Origin of the sequence: Flavobacterium sp. (assembly GCF_047602195.1) — a bacterium.
Classification (GTDB): Bacteria; Bacteroidota; Bacteroidia; order Flavobacteriales; family Flavobacteriaceae; genus Flavobacterium.
Genome location: NZ_JASGHW010000004.1, coordinates 1,826,570 through 1,845,830, shown reverse-complemented (window position 1 = coordinate 1,845,830; position 19,261 = coordinate 1,826,570). Strand labels below are relative to the sequence as shown.

17 protein-coding genes are annotated in these 19,261 nt (G+C 46.1%); 16 read left to right on the top strand and 1 reads right to left on the bottom strand.

Annotated features, from left to right (window positions below):
• The 4 genes from QM717_RS14355 (at nt 1) to QM717_RS14340 (ending at nt 4,268) form a co-directional block, all read left to right on the top strand.
• Nucleotides 1-642 carry a LolA family protein gene (locus QM717_RS14355; protein WP_415038408.1) on the top strand — a complete coding sequence of 214 codons (642 nt, stop codon included), beginning with the start codon at nt 1-3 and terminating at the stop codon, nt 640-642.
• Nucleotides 643-646: 4 nt separating this feature from the next.
• Nucleotides 647-2,107 (top strand): LptF/LptG family permease, encoded by a 1,461-nt coding sequence (locus tag QM717_RS14350; RefSeq protein WP_415038406.1) that lies wholly within the window; start codon nt 647-649, stop codon nt 2,105-2,107.
• Nucleotides 2,104-3,246, top strand: coding sequence for a 3,4-dihydroxy-2-butanone-4-phosphate synthase (ribB, locus tag QM717_RS14345; RefSeq protein WP_415038404.1), 1,143 nt, complete (start codon nt 2,104-2,106; stop codon nt 3,244-3,246). The genes QM717_RS14350 and ribB overlap by 4 nt, the downstream gene beginning before the upstream one ends.
• 161 nt (nt 3,247-3,407) lie before the next feature.
• Entirely contained in the window at nt 3,408-4,268 is an 861-nt protein-coding gene (locus tag QM717_RS14340) for a DUF808 domain-containing protein (protein ID WP_415038402.1), read from the top strand.
• Between the two features lie 138 nt (nt 4,269-4,406).
• Here QM717_RS14340 and QM717_RS14335 read toward each other — a convergent pair whose 3' ends face one another.
• On the bottom strand, nt 4,407-8,291 hold the full coding sequence (locus QM717_RS14335; protein WP_415038400.1) for a leucine-rich repeat domain-containing protein: 3,885 nt from the start codon (nt 8,289-8,291) through the stop codon (nt 4,407-4,409).
• A gap of 422 nt (nt 8,292-8,713) precedes the next feature.
• On the opposite strand from QM717_RS14335, the gene QM717_RS14330 reads away from it, so the two are divergent.
• The 12 genes from QM717_RS14330 to vgrG all read left to right on the top strand — a co-directional run bounded on the left by QM717_RS14330 (nt 8,714) and on the right by vgrG (nt 19,261).
• The gene (locus tag QM717_RS14330; protein WP_415038399.1) at nt 8,714-9,505 is read left to right on the top strand and encodes a DUF3667 domain-containing protein; all 792 of its coding nucleotides are present in this window, start codon (nt 8,714-8,716) and stop codon (nt 9,503-9,505) included.
• 30 nt (nt 9,506-9,535) lie between these two features.
• Nucleotides 9,536-9,787, top strand: coding sequence for a hypothetical protein (locus QM717_RS14325; RefSeq protein ID WP_415038397.1), 252 nt, complete (start codon nt 9,536-9,538; stop codon nt 9,785-9,787).
• 33 nt (nt 9,788-9,820) lie between these two features.
• A complete protein-coding gene (locus QM717_RS14320; RefSeq protein ID WP_415038395.1) occupies nt 9,821-11,110 on the top strand; it encodes a M20 metallopeptidase family protein in 1,290 nt (429 codons plus the stop codon).
• A gap of 431 nt (nt 11,111-11,541) precedes the next feature.
• Nucleotides 11,542-12,429 (top strand): helix-turn-helix transcriptional regulator, encoded by an 888-nt coding sequence (locus QM717_RS14315; protein WP_415038393.1) that lies wholly within the window; start codon nt 11,542-11,544, stop codon nt 12,427-12,429.
• Nucleotides 12,430-12,660: 231 nt separating this feature from the next.
• Entirely contained in the window at nt 12,661-13,230 is a 570-nt protein-coding gene (locus QM717_RS14310) for a DUF4255 domain-containing protein (RefSeq protein ID WP_415038391.1), read from the top strand.
• The gene (locus QM717_RS14305) at nt 13,227-14,060 is read left to right on the top strand and encodes a hypothetical protein (protein ID WP_415038389.1); all 834 of its coding nucleotides are present in this window, start codon (nt 13,227-13,229) and stop codon (nt 14,058-14,060) included. The genes QM717_RS14310 and QM717_RS14305 overlap by 4 nt, the downstream gene beginning before the upstream one ends.
• Nucleotides 14,061-14,076: 16 nt before the next feature.
• On the top strand, nt 14,077-15,654 hold the full coding sequence (locus QM717_RS14300; protein WP_415038387.1) for a phage tail sheath family protein: 1,578 nt from the start codon (nt 14,077-14,079) through the stop codon (nt 15,652-15,654).
• 41 nt (nt 15,655-15,695) lie between these two features.
• On the top strand, nt 15,696-16,157 hold the full coding sequence (locus QM717_RS14295) for a phage tail protein (RefSeq protein ID WP_415038385.1): 462 nt from the start codon (nt 15,696-15,698) through the stop codon (nt 16,155-16,157).
• A 2-nt stretch (nt 16,158-16,159) separates the two neighbouring features.
• A complete protein-coding gene (locus QM717_RS14290; protein WP_415038383.1) occupies nt 16,160-16,597 on the top strand; it encodes a phage tail protein in 438 nt (145 codons plus the stop codon).
• A gap of 12 nt (nt 16,598-16,609) precedes the next feature.
• Entirely contained in the window at nt 16,610-16,777 is a 168-nt protein-coding gene (locus tag QM717_RS14285; protein ID WP_415038381.1) for a DUF5908 family protein, read from the top strand.
• Nucleotides 16,778-16,783: 6 nt separating this feature from the next.
• Nucleotides 16,784-17,461 carry a hypothetical protein gene (locus QM717_RS14280; protein ID WP_415038379.1) on the top strand — a complete coding sequence of 226 codons (678 nt, stop codon included), beginning with the start codon at nt 16,784-16,786 and terminating at the stop codon, nt 17,459-17,461.
• Nucleotides 17,462-19,261 (top strand): type VI secretion system tip protein VgrG, encoded by a 1,800-nt coding sequence (vgrG, locus tag QM717_RS14275; protein WP_415038378.1) that lies wholly within the window; start codon nt 17,462-17,464, stop codon nt 19,259-19,261.

Here is a 19,261-nt window from a genome sequence, read left to right as displayed (position 1 = left end):
ATGAACAGGATTATCCAGATTGCCCTATTGTTGATTGTTGGTTTTACTGCAAATGCGCAGGACAAAAAAGCCAAGGACTTGCTCGACCAGGTTACCGCCAAGGTCAAGAGTTATGACAATATCGTGATCGAATTCAAGTACGCGCTCAACAACTCCAAAGAAAACATCAATCAGGAAAGCAAAGGGAATGTCATCATGAAAGGCAACATGTATGTACTCAATTTGATGGGCGTGACCAAAATGTTCGATGGCAAGAAAATCTACACCATCAACCCCGAAGACGAAGAAATTACCATCCAAAAATTCAACGAAAAAGACGACAAGGATATTTCTCCTTCCAAACTCCTGACCTTCTTCAACACCGGCTACAAATTCTTCTGGGACATTACCCAAAATATCAAAGGCCGTAAAATCCAATACATCAAACTGGTTCCGACTTCGGGTAAAGACCAACGCAAAGAGATTCTCCTTGGGATCGACAGCCAGACCAAAAACATCTACAATTTGATTGAAGTGGGCAAAAACGGCACCCGCACTACGCTCACCGTTAATTCTTTTAAAACGAACCAGCCATTGTCGAAAAATCAGTTTACCTTTGTCGAAAGTAAATATCCCAATTACATCATCAATAGGTTAGACTAACGAAGTGAAAATCCTCGACAAATACCTTCTCAAAACCTTCGCAGGTACATTTGCCTCTGTATTTGTAATCCTGTTTTTTATCTTCATCCTACAGACCGTATGGCTTTTCATCTCTGAATTGGCCGGGAAAGACCTTGACTTTGTTTTGGTCATCAAGTTCCTGTTGTTTGCCATGCCGAGGATCATTCCGCTGGTATTGCCGCTTTCGGTATTGCTGGCCTCGATCATGACCTTTGGAAGCCTGGCCGAGAATTACGAATTCGCCGCGATGAAATCTTCTGGGATTTCGCTGCAGCGTGCGATGAAAGGCTTGACGATTTTTATCCTGGTGCTGAGCGCCTGTGCCTTTGTGTTTGCGAACAACGTGATTCCGTACGCCGAATACAAATTCATCAACTTCCGCAAAGACATTGCCCAGATGAAACCTGCCATGGCCATTGCCGAAGGACAATTCAGCGACGTCGGAACCTACAACATCAAGGTCAATAAAAAATCGGGCGAAAACGGCAATATTTTGCATGGCATCACCATCCACAAAAAGACCAATATGTTCGATGGCACCAAAAATGTCATCCGGGCCAAGGACGGGGAATTGATAGGCAACGAAAACTCGAACATTCTCAAACTCGTGCTCAACGATGGTTATTACTATGAGGACATCATTCCTAAGAAATACGAGGAAAAAAAGAAACTGCCTTTTGCCAAGAGTTCATTCCAGAAATACATCATTAATCTCGACCTGTCCAAGCTCAACAATGCACAGGATCCCGATTATGAAATTTCGAATACCAATACGATGCTCAACGTCAACGAGCTCCGGTATACGCTCGATTCCTTGAACAAAAGCTACAAAAAAGATGTGCTTTCCTTTGGCGACAACATTTACCAAAGAACCGGCATCAATTACATCCGCACGGCACCGCCCGCACCGGATCCACAGGCCAAGAAATTTCCATCGGGCAACGGCAACATGCTGGCAGGTTATTCGAATGCCGAGAAAGCCGAAATCTACAAAATCGCCATCGGCAACCTTTCCAGTGCCAAATATTCGATCGAAGGCACCAAAATCGAACTCGAAAGCAAACAAAAAATCATCAACAGCCACTGGATTGCGTTCTACGACAAATTCGTCATCGCCTACGCCTGCCTGCTGATGTTTTTTATTGGGGCGCCGCTCGGGGCTATCATCCGCAAAGGCGGTTTGGGTCTGCCCATCGTTTTTGCGGTGCTCATTTTTATCCTTTACCATTTCATCAATACTTTTGGAAAAAAGGTTGCGCAGGAAAACGGCATACCGCCCTTTTTGGGCTGTACGCTTTCGTCACTGATCTTGACGCCTTTGGCCATCCTGCTCACCTATCGGGCGACCAACGACATTGGTGGAATGATCAACATGGATTCGGTGTTGCAGCCTTTCCAGAAATTTTTCCAAAAAATATTCCCGCAAAAACAATTGCCATCATGATTACTGAAACCAAAATACAACTCAACACTATTGAAGAAGCCATAGAGGACATCCGCCAAGGCAAGATCATCATCGTAGTCGATGACGAAGACCGTGAAAACGAAGGCGATTTTCTCGCTGCCGCAGAATTGGCCACGCCAGAAATGATCAACTTTATGGCCACGCATGGCCGCGGACTCATCTGTGCGCCGCTTACCGAAAACCGCTGCAAGGAATTGGGCCTTCATTCGATGGTGGCCGTCAATACCGACCACATGGAAACTGCGTTTACGGTTTCGGTCGACTTGCGCGGACACGGTGTAACGACCGGAATTTCTGCCGCCGACCGTGCCAAGACGATTCTTGCGCTGGTCAATGAGAACACCAAATCGCACGACCTGGCGCGTCCGGGACATATTTTTCCGCTCATTGCCAAACAGGGCGGCGTATTGCGCCGGACCGGTCATACCGAAGCCGCAATCGATTTTGCGCGTCTGGCGGGATTCAAACCTGCGGGCATCATCTGCGAAATCATGAACGAGGACGGCTCGATGGCACGTTTGCCCGAACTGGCCGAAATTGCCAAGAAACTCGACCTCAAACTGGTTTCGATCGAGGATCTCGTCGCCTACCGCATGCAACACGACAGCCTGATCGTCAAAAAAGAAGATTTTGATGTGGAAACGCGTTTCGGCACCTTCCGACTCAGGGCGTACCAGCAAACGACCAACAAACAGATCCACGTCGCGCTGACCAAAGGAAGCTGGAACATCGGCGAACCGGTCTTGACGCGCATCAATTCGACGCTGGTCAACAACGACATCCTCGGGACGCTGACCAACGACGCCGATAAAAAACTCGATGATATGTTCAAGCTCATCAACGAAGAAGGCAAAGGCGCGATCTTGTTTATCAACCAAGAATTGCCCTCGAACAACCTGCTCAACCGCATCTCTGAACTCAAATCGCTGCAATCGCAGGGAATTTTCAAGGCGCCGCAGATCATCATGGACATCAAGGATTTCGGAATCGGTGCGCAAATCCTGCACGACATCGACATCTGCAAGATCAAGCTCGTTTCGAACTCGGATTCGGAACAAACCAAACGGGTCGGAATGATCGGTTATGGTTTGGAGATTACCGAATATGTGCGGTATTGATTTTAGGGTTTCGATTTAGAAATACAACCGTGGATTGTCGTCTGCGGTTTTTTTATGTTCCATCGGAATGGGGATGCACCCATTTATTTTTTAAGTTTAGCCTTACTTTTCTTTTCATTTCCGCCCTTTAATTTTATATTTTTGCGTCCTAAAAATTACACATGGCATCAGGTTTTTTTGCAGTTTTGGATGATATCGCGGCGCTTATGGACGACGTCGCAATGACAAGTAAGGTCGCAACCCGCAAAACCGCGGGGATTTTGGGCGATGATTTGGCGGTCAATGCCGAGAAAGCCACTGGCTTTTTGTCCTCGCGCGAACTGCCGGTACTTTGGGCCATCACCAAAGGATCGTTCATCAACAAACTCATCATTGTCCCGATTGCCTTGCTGCTCAATGCCTTTTTTCCGGTTGCGATCAAATTTGCGCTCGTGCTGGGCGGTTTGTACCTGGCCTATGAAGGGGCCGAAAAAATCATCGAGTATTTTTTACACCACCCCAAGACCGGTGAAGAGGTCGTCGAGGAAATAGAGGAAGACGGCATGGCGGCCGAGAAAGCCAAAGTCAAGTCGGCCATTACCACCGATTTTATCCTTTCGGTTGAAATCGTCATCATCGCCCTCGGCAGCGTGCTCGACAAAGACCTGACGCTGCAGATCATCACAGTGTGTATCGTTGCCATTGCCGCAACGATCGGGGTCTACGGGATTGTCGCGCTGATTGTCCGGATGGATGATGCGGGCCACAGCCTCATTAAACGCTCCAACGGCAAAGGGCTGCTTTCATTGGTAGGAACCGGATTGGTCAAGTCGTTGCCTGTGGTGATAAAATTCCTCGCTGTTGTCGGAACATTGGCGTTGTTGATGGTATCGGGTGGGATTTTTGTACACAATGTGGATTATTTGCACCACCTTTTCCCTGTTTTGCCGGATATGGTTAAAGAATTCTTGATCGGATTGATTGTGGGGGTATTGTGTGTGGGGGTTGTGGTTGGGTTTAAAAAAGTGTTTAAGCGGAAGTAATTGCGATAGATATAATGAGGAACCGAAAGCAAAAGCTTTCGGTTTTTTTTATTTTCTTTTCTTTTGCCTTGATGCAAAAGAAACAAAAGATCAGGGCTTATTTCCATTTCCCCTAAAATATTTGCTTTCATAATTAACCTACTTATTGGCAGCCATGATTTCCTCATAGATTTTCTTAATTTTTGGAGGAAATTTCCGCACTATATCATCTTCATCTACCTCAGAGCTCAACTCGTCGGTAACAATTGTCCTCAATGCGTTTTCTACAATAAACCATCCTTTATTTTCATTTTCAAAATCCCTGATCTCTTTGCCAGCAAATGGCAATGCCGTAAACTTCGACAGTTTCCAGGTTATCTCGTTATTGTTTTGCCCTAGAAACGTATAATTTCGGTCCCAATTAACAAAATCGAGCAAAATGGATACAATTTTTACGGGATCTCCTTTTTCATATCTCGCCATTGCAGTTTTAACTTCATATTTATGGATGTATGGTGTTGACATGAAATGCGGACTTACCATAAAACAAAAAATATCCGCTTCGGCCATTTTATGCTTAATTTTTTGATCCCAATCATCTCCAGCCCTCAGTTCAGTACAATACCAAGACTCTATCAAACCATCGCTGTGCATAGTTGATAGATGTTCAATGAAGTTGTTGACAATAGTCTCATCTTTCTTGGAATACGAGATAAAAATCTTTTTCAATGGCTTCTTTTTATCTACCGGCATTAGCTGGTTAAATTTAAATATATTGATATCTTGACATATGATTTGTTTTGTCTCCTTGTCGTATTTGACCCCCGTAATAAACTTTGCTCCTAAATCAAACTTTGATACTAGCTCATCATAATGCACAAAATATTGCCCCTCAAGAGTAACTTGTTCAATGACACCGTATTGTTTGTTAGTCTCTTTAACCACATTAGTGACATTTACTACAAAATCTTTATTTTTGCCATTCAAATCGAATATATCCAAGAAAGCATTGTTTTCTTCTTCTCCGAAATTAAATCTAATCATTACGGTTTGCTCAGATTCAGGATCTTGAATTACAAAACCCTTCTTCCAGAAATAAAAAAAGTCATCTATATTCGTTTGATCTGCTACAACAATTTTCTCAGAAAATTTAGAGAAAATATTCAAAATTGCATTTTTGTGAATAAATCCTGGATATATGAAACGCCTGTATGGTTTCATTTGCTTGCTTATTAAGATGTCAACCAATTGTGAAGGCTTTTCAGGCAAGTACAGTGGTGCTATAAATGATTCCTTATCGGTTGGGATAGCGAATATTATATTGTAAAAAAGCAATATCTCGGAAACATCAGAGGAGAGTCTATTCTTTTTGATTACTCCATTGTTTTCCTTTGCGACAAGCAGCAGGTTATTGATTATAGTCATCATTTCCCTTGGCCAAATCACGATTTTAGATCCTAAGCCCTCATTTTTATCATTATAGATTACATAACCTACATTATGGAGATAATTCATGAAACTTGAAATATCATCTTTGGATTTAAACAGAATTGATTCTATTTTTTTATTGGGAATTCCAAATTTTTTTAAATAAGTCTTCAAATGTTCATTACACGAATCCCTAAACTCATCGATTGTAATTATATACTGCTTTTTCTCAAAAATTGTCTGAAAACTATCTTTAAGTTCACCCCATGTAGCAAGTAGTGGTTTGTCGAAATATGACATTTTGACAATAAGTTCCTCAAATAAACTCTTAAACAATACAAGCCTTTTCTTCTCGAAAATCGAAATGGCCGAAAAATCGAAAATATTTGAAAATTTCCGCCCAAACTCTTGTTGATTTAGAAACAGTACCCCGTCTTGCTCTATTTTGTTTTGTACGATGATAATATTTTTTTCAATTACCGTATCGATAAGGCTTTTTTCTTTTTCCGCCTGTCTATCCTTTTTCGAATGCTTCGTCTTTTCCAAACTTCGTTCGTGGAGCAATTTGGATATTTGACTCTCAATCTCAGTAGGCGTCCTTTTCCCAAAAATCGAAATAGAATCGAGCCAGTAATTAAGAGGAAATATATCCAAATCTACCTGTCTTTTAATATTGTCATGCTGCGTTTGTAAAACATTGATCTTGCCCAGTTTGTCACTTTCTTTATCCCATACCACAATATAAACCGTGTTATCCGTGAAAAAAATGTTATGGGTATCATGATAATATTCCTGTCCTCCGAAATCAAAATACCTGAGTCTTATCTTTTTGTTGCGTATTTCCCTCTCGAAAACCTTTGTTTCCATCCATACCGTCGAACATATGTTCTTTTTTATTCGGCTTGTAGCCAGCCAATGAAGCAATGTCGATTTTCCTGAAAAACTATTTCCAACAAGTATTATCTTGATTTCATTGTTCAAGTATGTAGGCAATTTGAGAACATCTTCATACTCCATTTTTGTGAAGTATAAAAGAATATCATTCTTATTTTGTTCTAATATTGCATACGGTGGATTGATGTCTTTTTTATTTTTCGAGATGGATATCGCACCAACTTCCCAACTAGATACCTTAATCTCAAGGTCGGTATTTTTTAAAATATTCTTCAGCGGAACAAGATCGGAAATCAAATTAGAATGCAAATCTATCGTTGTAAGACCTAAACACCCTTCGAGAAAATTTATATTCTCGATTTTATTGTTGCTCAAAAAAAGTTCTTTGAGTTGCTTGAGTGGTTTCAGAGATGGCACATCAGAAATTTCGTTGTTATTCAGATGGGCTTTCTCGAGTAAATAAAATTTTTCTATCCCGACTAAGCTTGATAGCTTATTATTGCTTAGGTTTATATTTTTGATTTTATTAAGACTACTAATATTTGAAATTTCTCTGATTTCCCAAGGATTGCTATTGGTCCCATCTTCATTGTTCCAATCTCCTCCTGCAATTAATATTTCTAAGTTTTTCAATTCCTTAATTTCTTCAGGAATCATGGAAATTTTATTGGGATACACATTATTGCCTGAAGTTCTCCTATCCCATCTTTTCTCTTCTATTTTGTACTCGGCCCATTCATTACTCAAAACAAGCTCCTTTAAATGTTTATGATTAAAAAGTTCCGGAATAAAGGTTAAGTCGGTAATTCCCAAACTGCCTATATCTAGTCTTGTAGATTTGCTTCTTATACTAGCGTCTATAATGTCACGCGCGTTCTTTATAATCATTTCAAACCAATCTGTTATGGCTGAATTTCCCCTAATTGCTACCTCTAGCGGCGGATATTTTAACTGATCATTTTCTCCAACATTCAACACATCTATTCTACCGTCCCGTAACTGGGGATAGATTGGCGACAAATCTGTTATTGAATTTTTCCCTAAAAGGAGGCTCGTCACTTTCAAATTTCGCAATGCGTCTATTGCAACAATCCCATTTTCAAATAGATTTAAAAACACCATTCGCTTATAACGCTTCAGGGGAGTGATATCCAATATGTCGTTAGCCGCCATATTTAAAAAAGTAATACCATCTAAACTCTCCAAAAACGATAAATCTCGAATTCGATTAGAGCTTAAATCGAGAAAATACAGATTTTTTAAATTTCTAAGCCCGCTCGCATTCCTAATGTTGTTAGCCCCTAATGACATTGCGGCAATATTTGGCGTTTCAAAATTGGGTAATTCATCAATTTTATTGTGGTCGAGATAGAGCGACCTTAGTTTTTTCAACCTACTTATCGGTCTTACATTCGATATTAAATTTGTATTTAAGTTGAGGAATTCTAAATTTTTAAATTCCGACAAAATAGTAATATCTTCTATTGATGCTCCCGAAAGATCCAAATGAGTAACTGTTGTCTGAAGTTTAAACAAGCCTTTCAAATCCTTTAATGCAAACCTTTTTAGATTCAGTTTGACAACCTTATTATTGGCATCTACCGTAAAAGAATTTTCATGCTGGAGGAATTCTACATCTGATTGTGGATCTTCTTCAATAACAACTGTTAGCTTTAGTCCATAATTCTTCTCAATCTCAATTATTTCTTTGGGTTTGTTCATGGATTTTCAGGGATTACTTTACTGTAATATTTAAACTAACTTAACCAAATATTCCCAAATTAGAAAAACTCCATCCGAAAAAAAATATTTGTAAATCCACAACCCATAGTAAACTATTTCAAAATACTATGAGCATATAAAAATTGGCACTATAAAGCCAGACCTCATTCTCGGGTCCCAGGAAAGTCTCGTTGATTTTAGGGGAATTCGACCAATATGCGGGCGCGCCTGCCTTTCGACTGTTTCGGTTAGGTTTCTGCATGGCGTATAGATTTGGTTGCAGCCAAGATAATAAATTTCCTTTATTCACCCTATGTCCTAAAATTAATTCCCTTACATAGCCAACTATTTCCCACAACCTTATTAAATTGCAGGAACAAACGTTACAGGCAAACACCAAAACCCAACACCGTTCAAAACCAATGACCACCAAAAACTGCCTCAACTGCGAAACGGAACTCGCCGGCCACTACTGCTCGGGCTGCGGACAAAAAGCCGATACGCACCGCATCACGTTCCGGAATTTCATTTCCCATGATTTGCTGCACGGCACGTTCCACATCGAGAAAGGCATGTTGTTCACGGCACGGCAGGCGTTGCTGCGTCCCGGGAAGGCTGCGCTCGATTACATTTCAGGGAAAAGGAAACCGTATTACAATGTGTTTTATCTGGTCTTGATTACGTTCGGTTTGCTGCTGTTTGTACGCCACTTTTGGGACCAGATACCCGGAGAGGAAATCATCGACAAAAAACCGTACCTCAATGAGGCCAGCCGCAAACTCGACGAGATATTTGCCCAGAAAAGCAAGATCATCGTTTTTCTTTTCGTGCCGTTGGCCGCCCTGAATGGTTTTATTCTGTTCCGGAAGAAAAACCTGAACCTGAGCGAACACTTTATTATTTCAGGAATGGTGTTGGCCGGGATGCTTCTGATATCGCTACTTGGGAATGTGTTTTTCTACTTCGACTTGCTCATTCCGTTTAGTGATACTTTTGCGCTAATCATGAGTTGGGTCGTGACCGTGTTGGTCATTTTCCAGATGGGTTACGGTTACTTCAACGCCTTTGCCTCCGATTATTCGAAATGGGGAATCGCTTGTCGCATTGTGTTGTTTTACCTGCTCTGTGCGCTTCAAATATTGATTTTGTTTGCCTTTGTTTGGGGATGGGTCAGCAATTGGAAATTTGGCACCGTCACGGTATCTCCTTTTTAGATTAATGATTGATTTCAAAAAAAGATTCGTATGAACCTCAGGGAAAAACTGCAAGACTGGACCGACACCGACGTGGCCATCCACCACATCGCCGTCGAATTGTGCCTGTTTCAGACCGACAACTTCACCGGATATCAGTGGGTGCAATGGACTGAAAACCCTTACCGGGATTTCCTCGAAGGGCTTTTAAAGCAGCTATTGGCACTGGGCATGCTCGAGACCGATGAAGACCAGGAGCGCGTTCGGTTCAACCCCGACTTCGGGATCCATACTACTCCGTGATTCCACCCCTTTCAACATCTTAAAACGCACAGAATGAAAAAACAAATACTCTTCCGTTTATTGCTTGCTCTCCTACTTTTAGGTTTGCCAAACAGCATTTGTGCCCAGGAATCCAAATCCAATACCATCAACGAATCGATCCGTCTGGAAACCGACAGGATTTTCGACAAGCTCGTCCAGATCAGGCGGAACTTTCACCAAAACCCAGAATTGGCCGGCAAAGAAATACATACGCAGCAAACCATCAAAAAGTATTTGCAGGATTTGGGGCTTCAAGTGGAGACGGATGCTTATGGCTATGGGGTTGTCGGTATTTTAAAAGGAAACCAGAAAGGCAAAAACATCGCCTGGCGCGCCGATATGGACGCCCTGCCGAATGACTTTCCCGACAAGGCCGATTTCAAATCGAAGGTACAAGGCGTACAACACGGTTGCGGGCATGACGTGCACCTGGCCATTGCGCTGGGGGTCGCCGAGGTTTTGTCGGCCCACAAAAATGAGCTGCACGGTACGGCCTATTTTATTTTCCAGCCCGAGGAGGAAACCTTTGCCGGGGCCAAGAATATGATCCAAAAAGGATGGATCGACCGGTACAAGATCGACGAGATCTACGCGCTCCACGTAACGGCCACGCCGGTTGGGCAAATCATGGTCAAGTCCAACGAATTGTTTGCCTACCAGAAAGAGTTGCACATGGCATTCCAAACTGCCCTGACCGAAGAAGAAGTGCAACAGTTGTCCGCCAAAATCAAACAGCTACTCGTACGCACTTCCAACGGCAGCAAACCCTGGGAAATCCAATCCATGGTCGATCCCGCTATCGGGTTGGCCAGCCCCAATACCATCTTTGCGGACTACTGCATCGCCGAGGAACATTTCAGGGCTTATCCCAAAGATGGCGCGTTCTACATCGACGCCGAAGTATACGAAACCGATGCGGCCCGGCTCAAAGAGATTATCCCTGCCGTCAAGCGGCTCATCCAAGAACAGGGTTATGGTTCCCGTTTGCTTTCGGTTTCCTTCATCAAGCAAAACCCGACCGTACAAAACGACCCGAAACTGACCCAGGCCGCTATCGATTTTCTCGACCGCCTGTACGGAAAAGGGTTTGTCGTATCCAGCTACGGACAGGTTCCGTATTTCAACGACGATTTCGCTTATTTCCAGCAAAAAATTCCAGGCGTGTATTTTTTCCTCGGCGGCTCCAATTTTAACCAAGGCATCATTGCCATGAACCACGCGCCCAATTTTGAAGTGGACGAATCGTGCATCAGGACCGGTGTCGGGGCGTTTTCGAGTTTGCTGTTCGATCGGCTCAAATAAAAAAGCGGGCAACTATCACTTTAATAGTATCTGATAATCAGAAAATTACAGTTGTTAAACTGTTAGATTTATCGGTCAAAACTGTCTCGAAACGAGCATTTCATCGATTTTATGTGTTTTTTATCGATAAGCATTCTGGCGTTTATTCGTTATTGCTTTTTATTGCATACTTTCATATTACAAACGGCAAAATACCACTTCAGTCCGTTTTTTTATCCTGATTTTCAGTTTTTTGATGCCCATCATCAGCGATAATCCCAAATAGTATCTTCCCAGCCCAAGGCTGAAAAAGTGAGAAGCCGCAATCCGTACGCGGATCGCATTTTCAAAATAGTCCCATTCGTGCGCCCATAAGGCCACGTTTACATTGTTGTCGTATCGGTTTGCCCACAGCCTTATCGACAACGGCTAACTTTTATAGAACCAAGCGAATGACCGAAGAAAGAACAATAGTAATTGGCTGCGACTGTACGGGTACCTTGTCAGTGCTGTTGGAAACGCTCAAGCGGAACCGGTTGCAGTTGCTCAACGCTATTTCGGTTTCGCGCATTTCAGATTTGATCAGCATCGCCAAGTCGCTCGACCCCGCGCTGGTCATCTTTGCCTTTAGGAACAATGCCGCCGCGGTGTCCGATTTCAACCAGTTTGCCAAAAAACCACAGACTCCTTTGTTGTGCATCACGCGACAATTCGAAACGGGTATCGTTCCATTCAACGACGACCATATCATTTTTACTTTCCCGCACGAAAACATCCGCAATGCCGACCATTTCCTCTCGAATGTGCGGTCCATTTTCCTGTTGGGAAAAGAATCGTCCGGTGCAAAGACGCCACACTCGTTTTCGGGTGTCTACGCCCATCAAATATCTTCTGACGACCGTAACATCAGCCGCTATGTGCTCGAACTCGACCAGAAAACCGAGGTGCTCCAACAGGTCAAAGACCGCATCAAGAACCTGTTTGCGCGTGTGGACGACGGCACCAGGGTCGAACTGCTTTCGATCGTGAACGCCATCAAGGCTTCGGCTGCGGACAATAAAATATGGGACGATTTCAAACTCTACTTCGAAAAAACCAACCCCAATTTCCTGCTGTCGCTGATTGAAAAACATCCCAAACTCACGCCCAAGGACCTCAAATATTGCTGCTACCTCAAGATGAACATGTCCAACGACGACATCCGAAACCTGCTCGGCATCAACCAGGAAAGCGTGCGCACGCACAAATACCGCCTCAAGAAAAAAATGGCGCTCGATCCCGATCTGGATTTGCAGTTCTATGTCAATTCAATCGAAATCCTCAAACCGGGCTTCGCCTAAACCTTCTTTCCCTTTGCAATTTAGTCTTCTCCTCTTTGCGTCTTAGCGTAAGGCGCCCGCCATCTGTGCCTTGCCGTACGCTTGTACATGATTTGTCTACGCTCGGGCAGATGCCACGCCAAAACTGTATACGAAAGGTCTATCCCAAAAAAATTGCAGGCCCGGACGATGCCGTAATTTTACATAAATCACTGACGGCTAATTGTTTGAAAAGCCGATAAACAATATCTTATGTTGATGCCTGCCCTCCAATACACCAAAAATGTCCTGGACCAATACATCCGGAACAAATTCAGCCTCGATGAAAGCAAGGTCATCCTCAACAATGTCATCGACAGCAACGGCAGCATTCCCAAGGAAAACGAAAACAAGGTGGTGCTCTCGCTGATCAACATCGAAAGGGAAACCACCAAACCATTTTACGTACGCAACCAAAACCTGCCCGATGGCAGTTATGCCGACGTCAGTCCGGCGCAGCGGTTCACGGTCGATTTGTTGCTGACTTCCAATTTTGACGATTATGCCGATACGCTGCGGTTCCTCAATGCGGTCATCCAGTTTTTCCAAAGCAATCCCGCATTGGATGCCGGTGCTTTTTCGAACATCCCCGAAGGTTTGCCGCGGCTCGAATTCGACATCGAAAAATTGAATTACAATGAAATGCAGGGCCTTTGGACCGCCATGGGCGCCAAGTACCAACCGTCGGTGGTGTATAAAATGCGACTGCTGACCATCCAATCCAGCCAGGCCGAAGGCTTTACCCCTTCTATTGAACGCACGGCTTATAGCGCAACGCCATGATCGAGAACCGCCTACATATCATTTTGAGCCTGCGCGCCTTCCATACCTATTTTGAGGATGGAAATTGCAACTGCCTGTCGTTTCAGCCGACGGCAAAAACCAAAGAATTGTTCCAAAGATTTGGCCTCGTCGTGCGCAAGCAAGCCAACGGTTTCGACCTGTATACCGCCAAGGACGATTTTAACGCTTACGCCAAATACATCCAGAATACGACCGGGCAAACGCATTTCGAATTCGAAATCCACAACCGCGATACCCATTTTAGGGCATTGACCGAACTGCCGTTGGACCAAATCGAGCTGCTCTATTACGATACCGCAATGGGAACGAACAATACCGACGGGAAATGCCTGCTGCGTCCCGATTTTCGACCACAAACCGCCGAAAATGTTTTGGGGCGGTTGCGCATCGGCTTTTCCGATCTGGCCCGCCTGTCGGACGATACCAACCGATGTACATTCGAAATCCGATTTGAAGCCCGCGCCACCCAATGGCAATATTACATCATCAACCACAGTGCGATGCCTATGGAGAATCCGGCGGTCAAAGGCAAATCGGGTGTTTCATTTGGTCAAGCCGCTACCGTCGTGATGCCCAACGGGGAATCGGCCCTGCTGTTTTCCTCAGGCGAAACCTTGCTGGCCTTGAGCGAAGTGCCCCAACAAACCTTCGACCTGGTCAACCAATTTAAAAGAAACAATGCCAGCGGCAAAAATACCAGTGCCAAAATCCTCATCAAGGGATTGCCCCACCCCAAACCCTCTCGGTTGGTAGTGGTAGATTTCAACGGCGTCCAGCACGCCAGCTCACCCATGTATGTATATGTTTAAATAAATAAGAACAATTATGATTGAATCTAACATTAAATCACCGGGCGTCTATATAGACGAGCTCAACGCGTTTCCGAACTCGATAGTGCCGGTAGCCACAGCCGTTCCGGCCTTTATTGGCTACACGCCTACAGCAGTGTATGAAGGAAAATCGTATACGAATGTAGCGCAGAAAATCACCTCGTTCGCCGAATTCAAGGCGATCTACTGCTTCCCCGATCCGCCGCCACCGGCGAGTCCGTCCAAGCAATACAATCCCGAGTATTACCTCGTCAAGCAGAAAAGCCAGCCCACCAAAGGCGACTATATGCTGATCGGTGATGCCTATTATTCGATTGTTCCCGATCCGAATACGATTTACTATCTGTACAACAGCGTGCGCCTGTTCTATGAAAACGGCGGCGGCGATGCCTACATCGTTTCGGTGGGTGGCTATGGTCCGCCTTCGAAGAACCCGATGAATCCTGGCGACCAGATCATCAACGCCAATGTGCAGCTCACCGATTTGCAAAACGGATTGGCTCTGTTGCTCAACGAACAGGAGCCCACGATGTACATCTGTCCCGAAGCGACGCTGCTCAGCATAGACAACAACGGTACGCTCATGCAGGAAATGCTGCTGCAATGCAACGAGATGCAGACGGCCATCGCCATTTTCGACATCATCGGTGGCAGGGATCCCGACCCGATCCTGTACACGAACGACATTTTGACGTTCCGAAACAACACCGGTGTACAGGGACTTAAATACGGTACGGCTTATTATCCGTTCATCGGGACGACCATCATGCAGAACCAGGACATCGACTACACCAATTTATTTGGCGGCGATGTCAAGCAGCTTGCCGCATTGCTCGATACGCCAGCGAATCCGAACCCGGCCGTTGCGGGCATCATGGCAAACATCACCAATCCGGCCTCGACCTTGAGCGTACAGCAAAACAACAGTGCGCTGATCAATGCCAGCAAAGTGTACAGCCAAATCGTCAAGCATGTCCTGACCGATGCCAACGTCATGCCGCCCAGCGGGGCGATGGCCGGCGTCATGGCCACTTTCGACAATGAACTCGGCGTATGGCACGCCCCGGCCAATACGAATATCGTCGGGGTAGCCTCGCTGCCGATCCGTCTCTCGGAAACCCAGCAGGGCGCACTCAACATGGACGCCGTCTCGGGCAAATCGATCAACGCCATCCGTTTCTTTAACGGCATCGGCATCCTGATCTGGGGCGCGCGCACCTTGGACGGCAACAGCGACGACTGGAAATACCTGCCCGTGAGAAGAACGATGACCTTTCTCGAGCAGTCGTGCAAACTGGCCGCCCATGCCTATGTGTTCGAACCCAACGACAAGAATACCTGGGAAGCCGTCAAGGCGATGATCGGCAATTTCCTGACCTCGATCTGGAAAGAAGGCGGTCTGCAAGGTGCCTCGGCAGCCGAAGCCTTTTCGGTTTCCTGCGGTTTGGGTACGACCATGACTTCCGAGGATTTATTGATGGGCTTTATGAAAGTGACCGTCAAGGTTGCCATCGTCCATCCGGCGGAATTCATCGTGCTGACCTTCCAGCAGCAGATGGCCACCTCAAGTTAATCGATTCAAAATTTCATTTAATAACATAAAACCAAAATATTATGGCAGATGATGGAAGCGCACAAGGCGCAACGTGGCCACTACCGAAGTTCCGATTCGAGGTCGATCTCGGAACCGAATTGAAAAGTGTGGCCTTTCAGGAAATTTCGGGACTCGATGCCGAAATGCAAATCATTGAATACCGCAAAAGCAACAGCCCACTTTTCTCGACCGAGAAAATGCCCGGCATCACCAAATACGGCAACGTCACGATGAAACGCGGCGTATTCAAGAGCGACAATACGTTCTGGGACTGGCAGGCGCAGATTTCGATGAACACGATCAAGCGAAGGGTAATCGTGATCCGGTTGCTCGACGAGAAAGGAAAAGTGACCATGCAATGGACACTCAACAATGCCTGGCCGACCAAGATCACCGGAACCGACCTCAAATCGGACGGGAACGAGGTGGCGGTCGACACGATTGAAATCGCACACGAACAGTTAACGGTAACCAATGCCTGATCATGGCTGATTATCCGGTCAGTTTCTTTTTCCAGTTGTCTTTTCCGGGTGGCGACGCGGCTTTTCAGGAAGTGTCCGGCCTCTCAAAGGAAATGGGCGTGGAAGAAATCATTTGCGGTGGGGAGAATCGGTTCAAGTACCGCCTCCCCACGATCGCAACGAGTTCCAACCTGGTCCTCAAAAGGGCGTTGGTCCCTTCGGGTTCGGCCTTGACGAGCTGGTGTTCGGATTGTATCGACACCGGGCTGGCCACATCGATCACCACCAAACAACTCATGTTGAGCCTGTTCGACTGGGAAGGCAAATTGTGCATGTCGTGGAACTTTTACGGCGCCTATCCGGTCAAGTATTCGATTTCCGACTTGAATTCGACCGAAAGCAAGATCGTCATCGAATCGATCGAACTGGCCTACACCTATTTCGACATTGTCAACCCTTAACCATTTTAAAAAATGCCGATAGAAATCAGGGAAATCGTCATTAAAACCGAAATCGCTTCGAAAGAGGCCGGTTCTGCCGCACTCAGGGAAAACGAAATCCTGCTGTTGCGCAAACAATTACTCGAGGAATGCAGGCGCATCATCGCCGAAAAAACAAAAAGAAACACCTACAAACGATAAATCGACATGGGCGCCAGTTTGGAATTGATGAAAATTACCGGTTACACCGATGAAAATTACCAGGACGCGGTTCCGGGGCAACCTTATGTGGTGATGATCAACCCCGAGAACCTCAAATGGCAACGCAGCATCGAATACAACGAACAACAGGCACCCAACACCAGCGCGCCTTCGCAGAAATACAAAAGCACGCCGGTCGACAAGCTCAATTTCGACCTTACGATCGACTGCACCGGCATAGTCGATCCGGACCGTACGAGTATGGAGGACGAAATCAACGATCTCGAAGGCATCGTGTATACCTACAACGGGAAAATCCACCGTCCCAATTTTGTTAAAGTACAATGGGGCAAAAGCCTGATTTTTAAAGGCGTACTCAAATCGATGGATGTTTCTTTTACGCTGTTCAAACCCGACGGAAGCCCGCTGCGTGCCAAAGTATCGCTGGCCTTCTCCGAATACATCGCCCCCGAGACGGTAGAGGAACTCGATGCGAGCGAATCACCCGACATTTCGCACCTGGTCACCGTCACCGAAGGCCATACCCTGCCACAGCTTTGCCAAAAAATCTGGAAGGACGATTCGTATTACATCCATGTGGCGCGGTTCAACAACCTTAACAAGTTCAGGAACCTCAAAGGAGGCGAAAAACTCATTTTCCCACCCATCATTCAATCGGCGTAAATGGCAGACTCAAACTACATCGCCAGTGGCGGAACGGCAACTTTTACGATCAAAGTGGCGGGCTCGGCGATTCCGAGTGTGCTGACCGTGCATTCGGTCGTGATCCGCAAAACCGTGAACCGCATTGCCATGGCCACGATTACGATCCTCGATGGCCAAGCCGATACCGGTACATTCGATGCGAGCTCCTCGGCGACATTTGTACCGGGCGCAGCCGTTACGATCGAGGGCGGCTACGATGCCAAAAACGAAGTGCTTTTCCAGGGCATCATCACAGGCCAGTCGATACGCATCGATGAAACGATCGGTTCGGCGCTTGAGATCGAATGCCGTGATGCGGCGATCAAAATGATCGTCGGCCGAAAAAGCCTGACGTTTTCCCAGCAGAAAGACAGCGACATCCTGTCGTCGATCATCGGGACTTACTCCGGTTTGACCGCCAATGTAACGGCGACCACGACCACTTGGCCTGAACAGATACAATACTACACCACCGATTGGGATTTTGTATTGCTGCGCGCCGAGACCAACGGATTCATTGTCACAACCATCAATGGGACAGTCAATGTGGCCGCACCCGATGGCGACACGACTTCGGTACTGACAGTCGGTTATGGCAGTGGCCTGATGGAATTCAACGCCGACTTGAATGCCGTCACGCAATACGGCAATGTCAAGGCCAGTGCCTGGGATTATAAAAATCAGGCGGTAGCGACGATGCAATCGGCCAACAGCCTCAGCGGGCCCGGGAATTTGTCCTCGAAGACCTTGTCGCAGGTCGTCGGGCTCGACGAGTTCCAGATCCAAACGACCGCGCCGGTGGAAAACGCCGACCTGACCAACTGGACGAAGGCGCAACTCATCAAAAGCGAATATTCGAAAATACAGGGCGAAGCCAAATTTCAGGGCACCAACCTGGTCGATCCCGGAAAATACCTTACGCTCAAAGGGGTGGGCGACCGTTTCAGCGGAGACCACCTGATTTCGGGCGTGACACATACCTTGGCCGATGGCAATTGGTTGACCGAAGTAACCATCGGGCTTTCCCCGAACTGGTTCAACGAAGAACCCGACCTGATGTCGCCTTCCGCCTCTGGATTATTGCCCGGTGCGCGCGGATTGTTCAACGCAACGGTCAAGCAAATCCACGACGACCCCGATACGCAATACCGCATCCTGGTCACCGTGCCGATTTTTGATGCCAACGGTGCGGGGATTTGGGCACGGCTGTCCAATTTTTATTCGACCAGCGGCGCGGGCGTGTTTTTCCTGCCCGAGGTGGGCGACGAAGTCATCCTGGGCTTTCTCAATGAAGACCCGAGATACCCGATTATTCTGGGCAGTGTGTACAGCGGCACCAAGATCAAGCCGTTTACCGGACTCGATCCGAACGAAAAAAATTCGATCAAGGCGATTGTTTCCAAATCGGGCATTTCGGTCGAATTTGACGACGAGAACATTGTGCTGACTATCGCCACACCCGATAAAAATACGATCATCGTCAGCGACAAGGACAAACAAATCACCATCAAGGACGAAAACCAAAACAGTATCGTGATGTCGGGCAGCGGCATTACGATCAAGAGCGCCAAGGACATCAACATCGAAGCCGACCAGAAAATCAGCCTCAAAGGCATACAAGGCATCGCGTTGCAATCTTCCGGCGGCGATGTCGAAACGAGCGGAATCAACATCAAGGAAACCGCACAGGCCCAATACACCGCCAACGGCAGCGCCATGGCCCAGGTACAAGGCGGCGGCGAATTGGTACTCAAAGGAGGAATGGTAATGATAAACTGA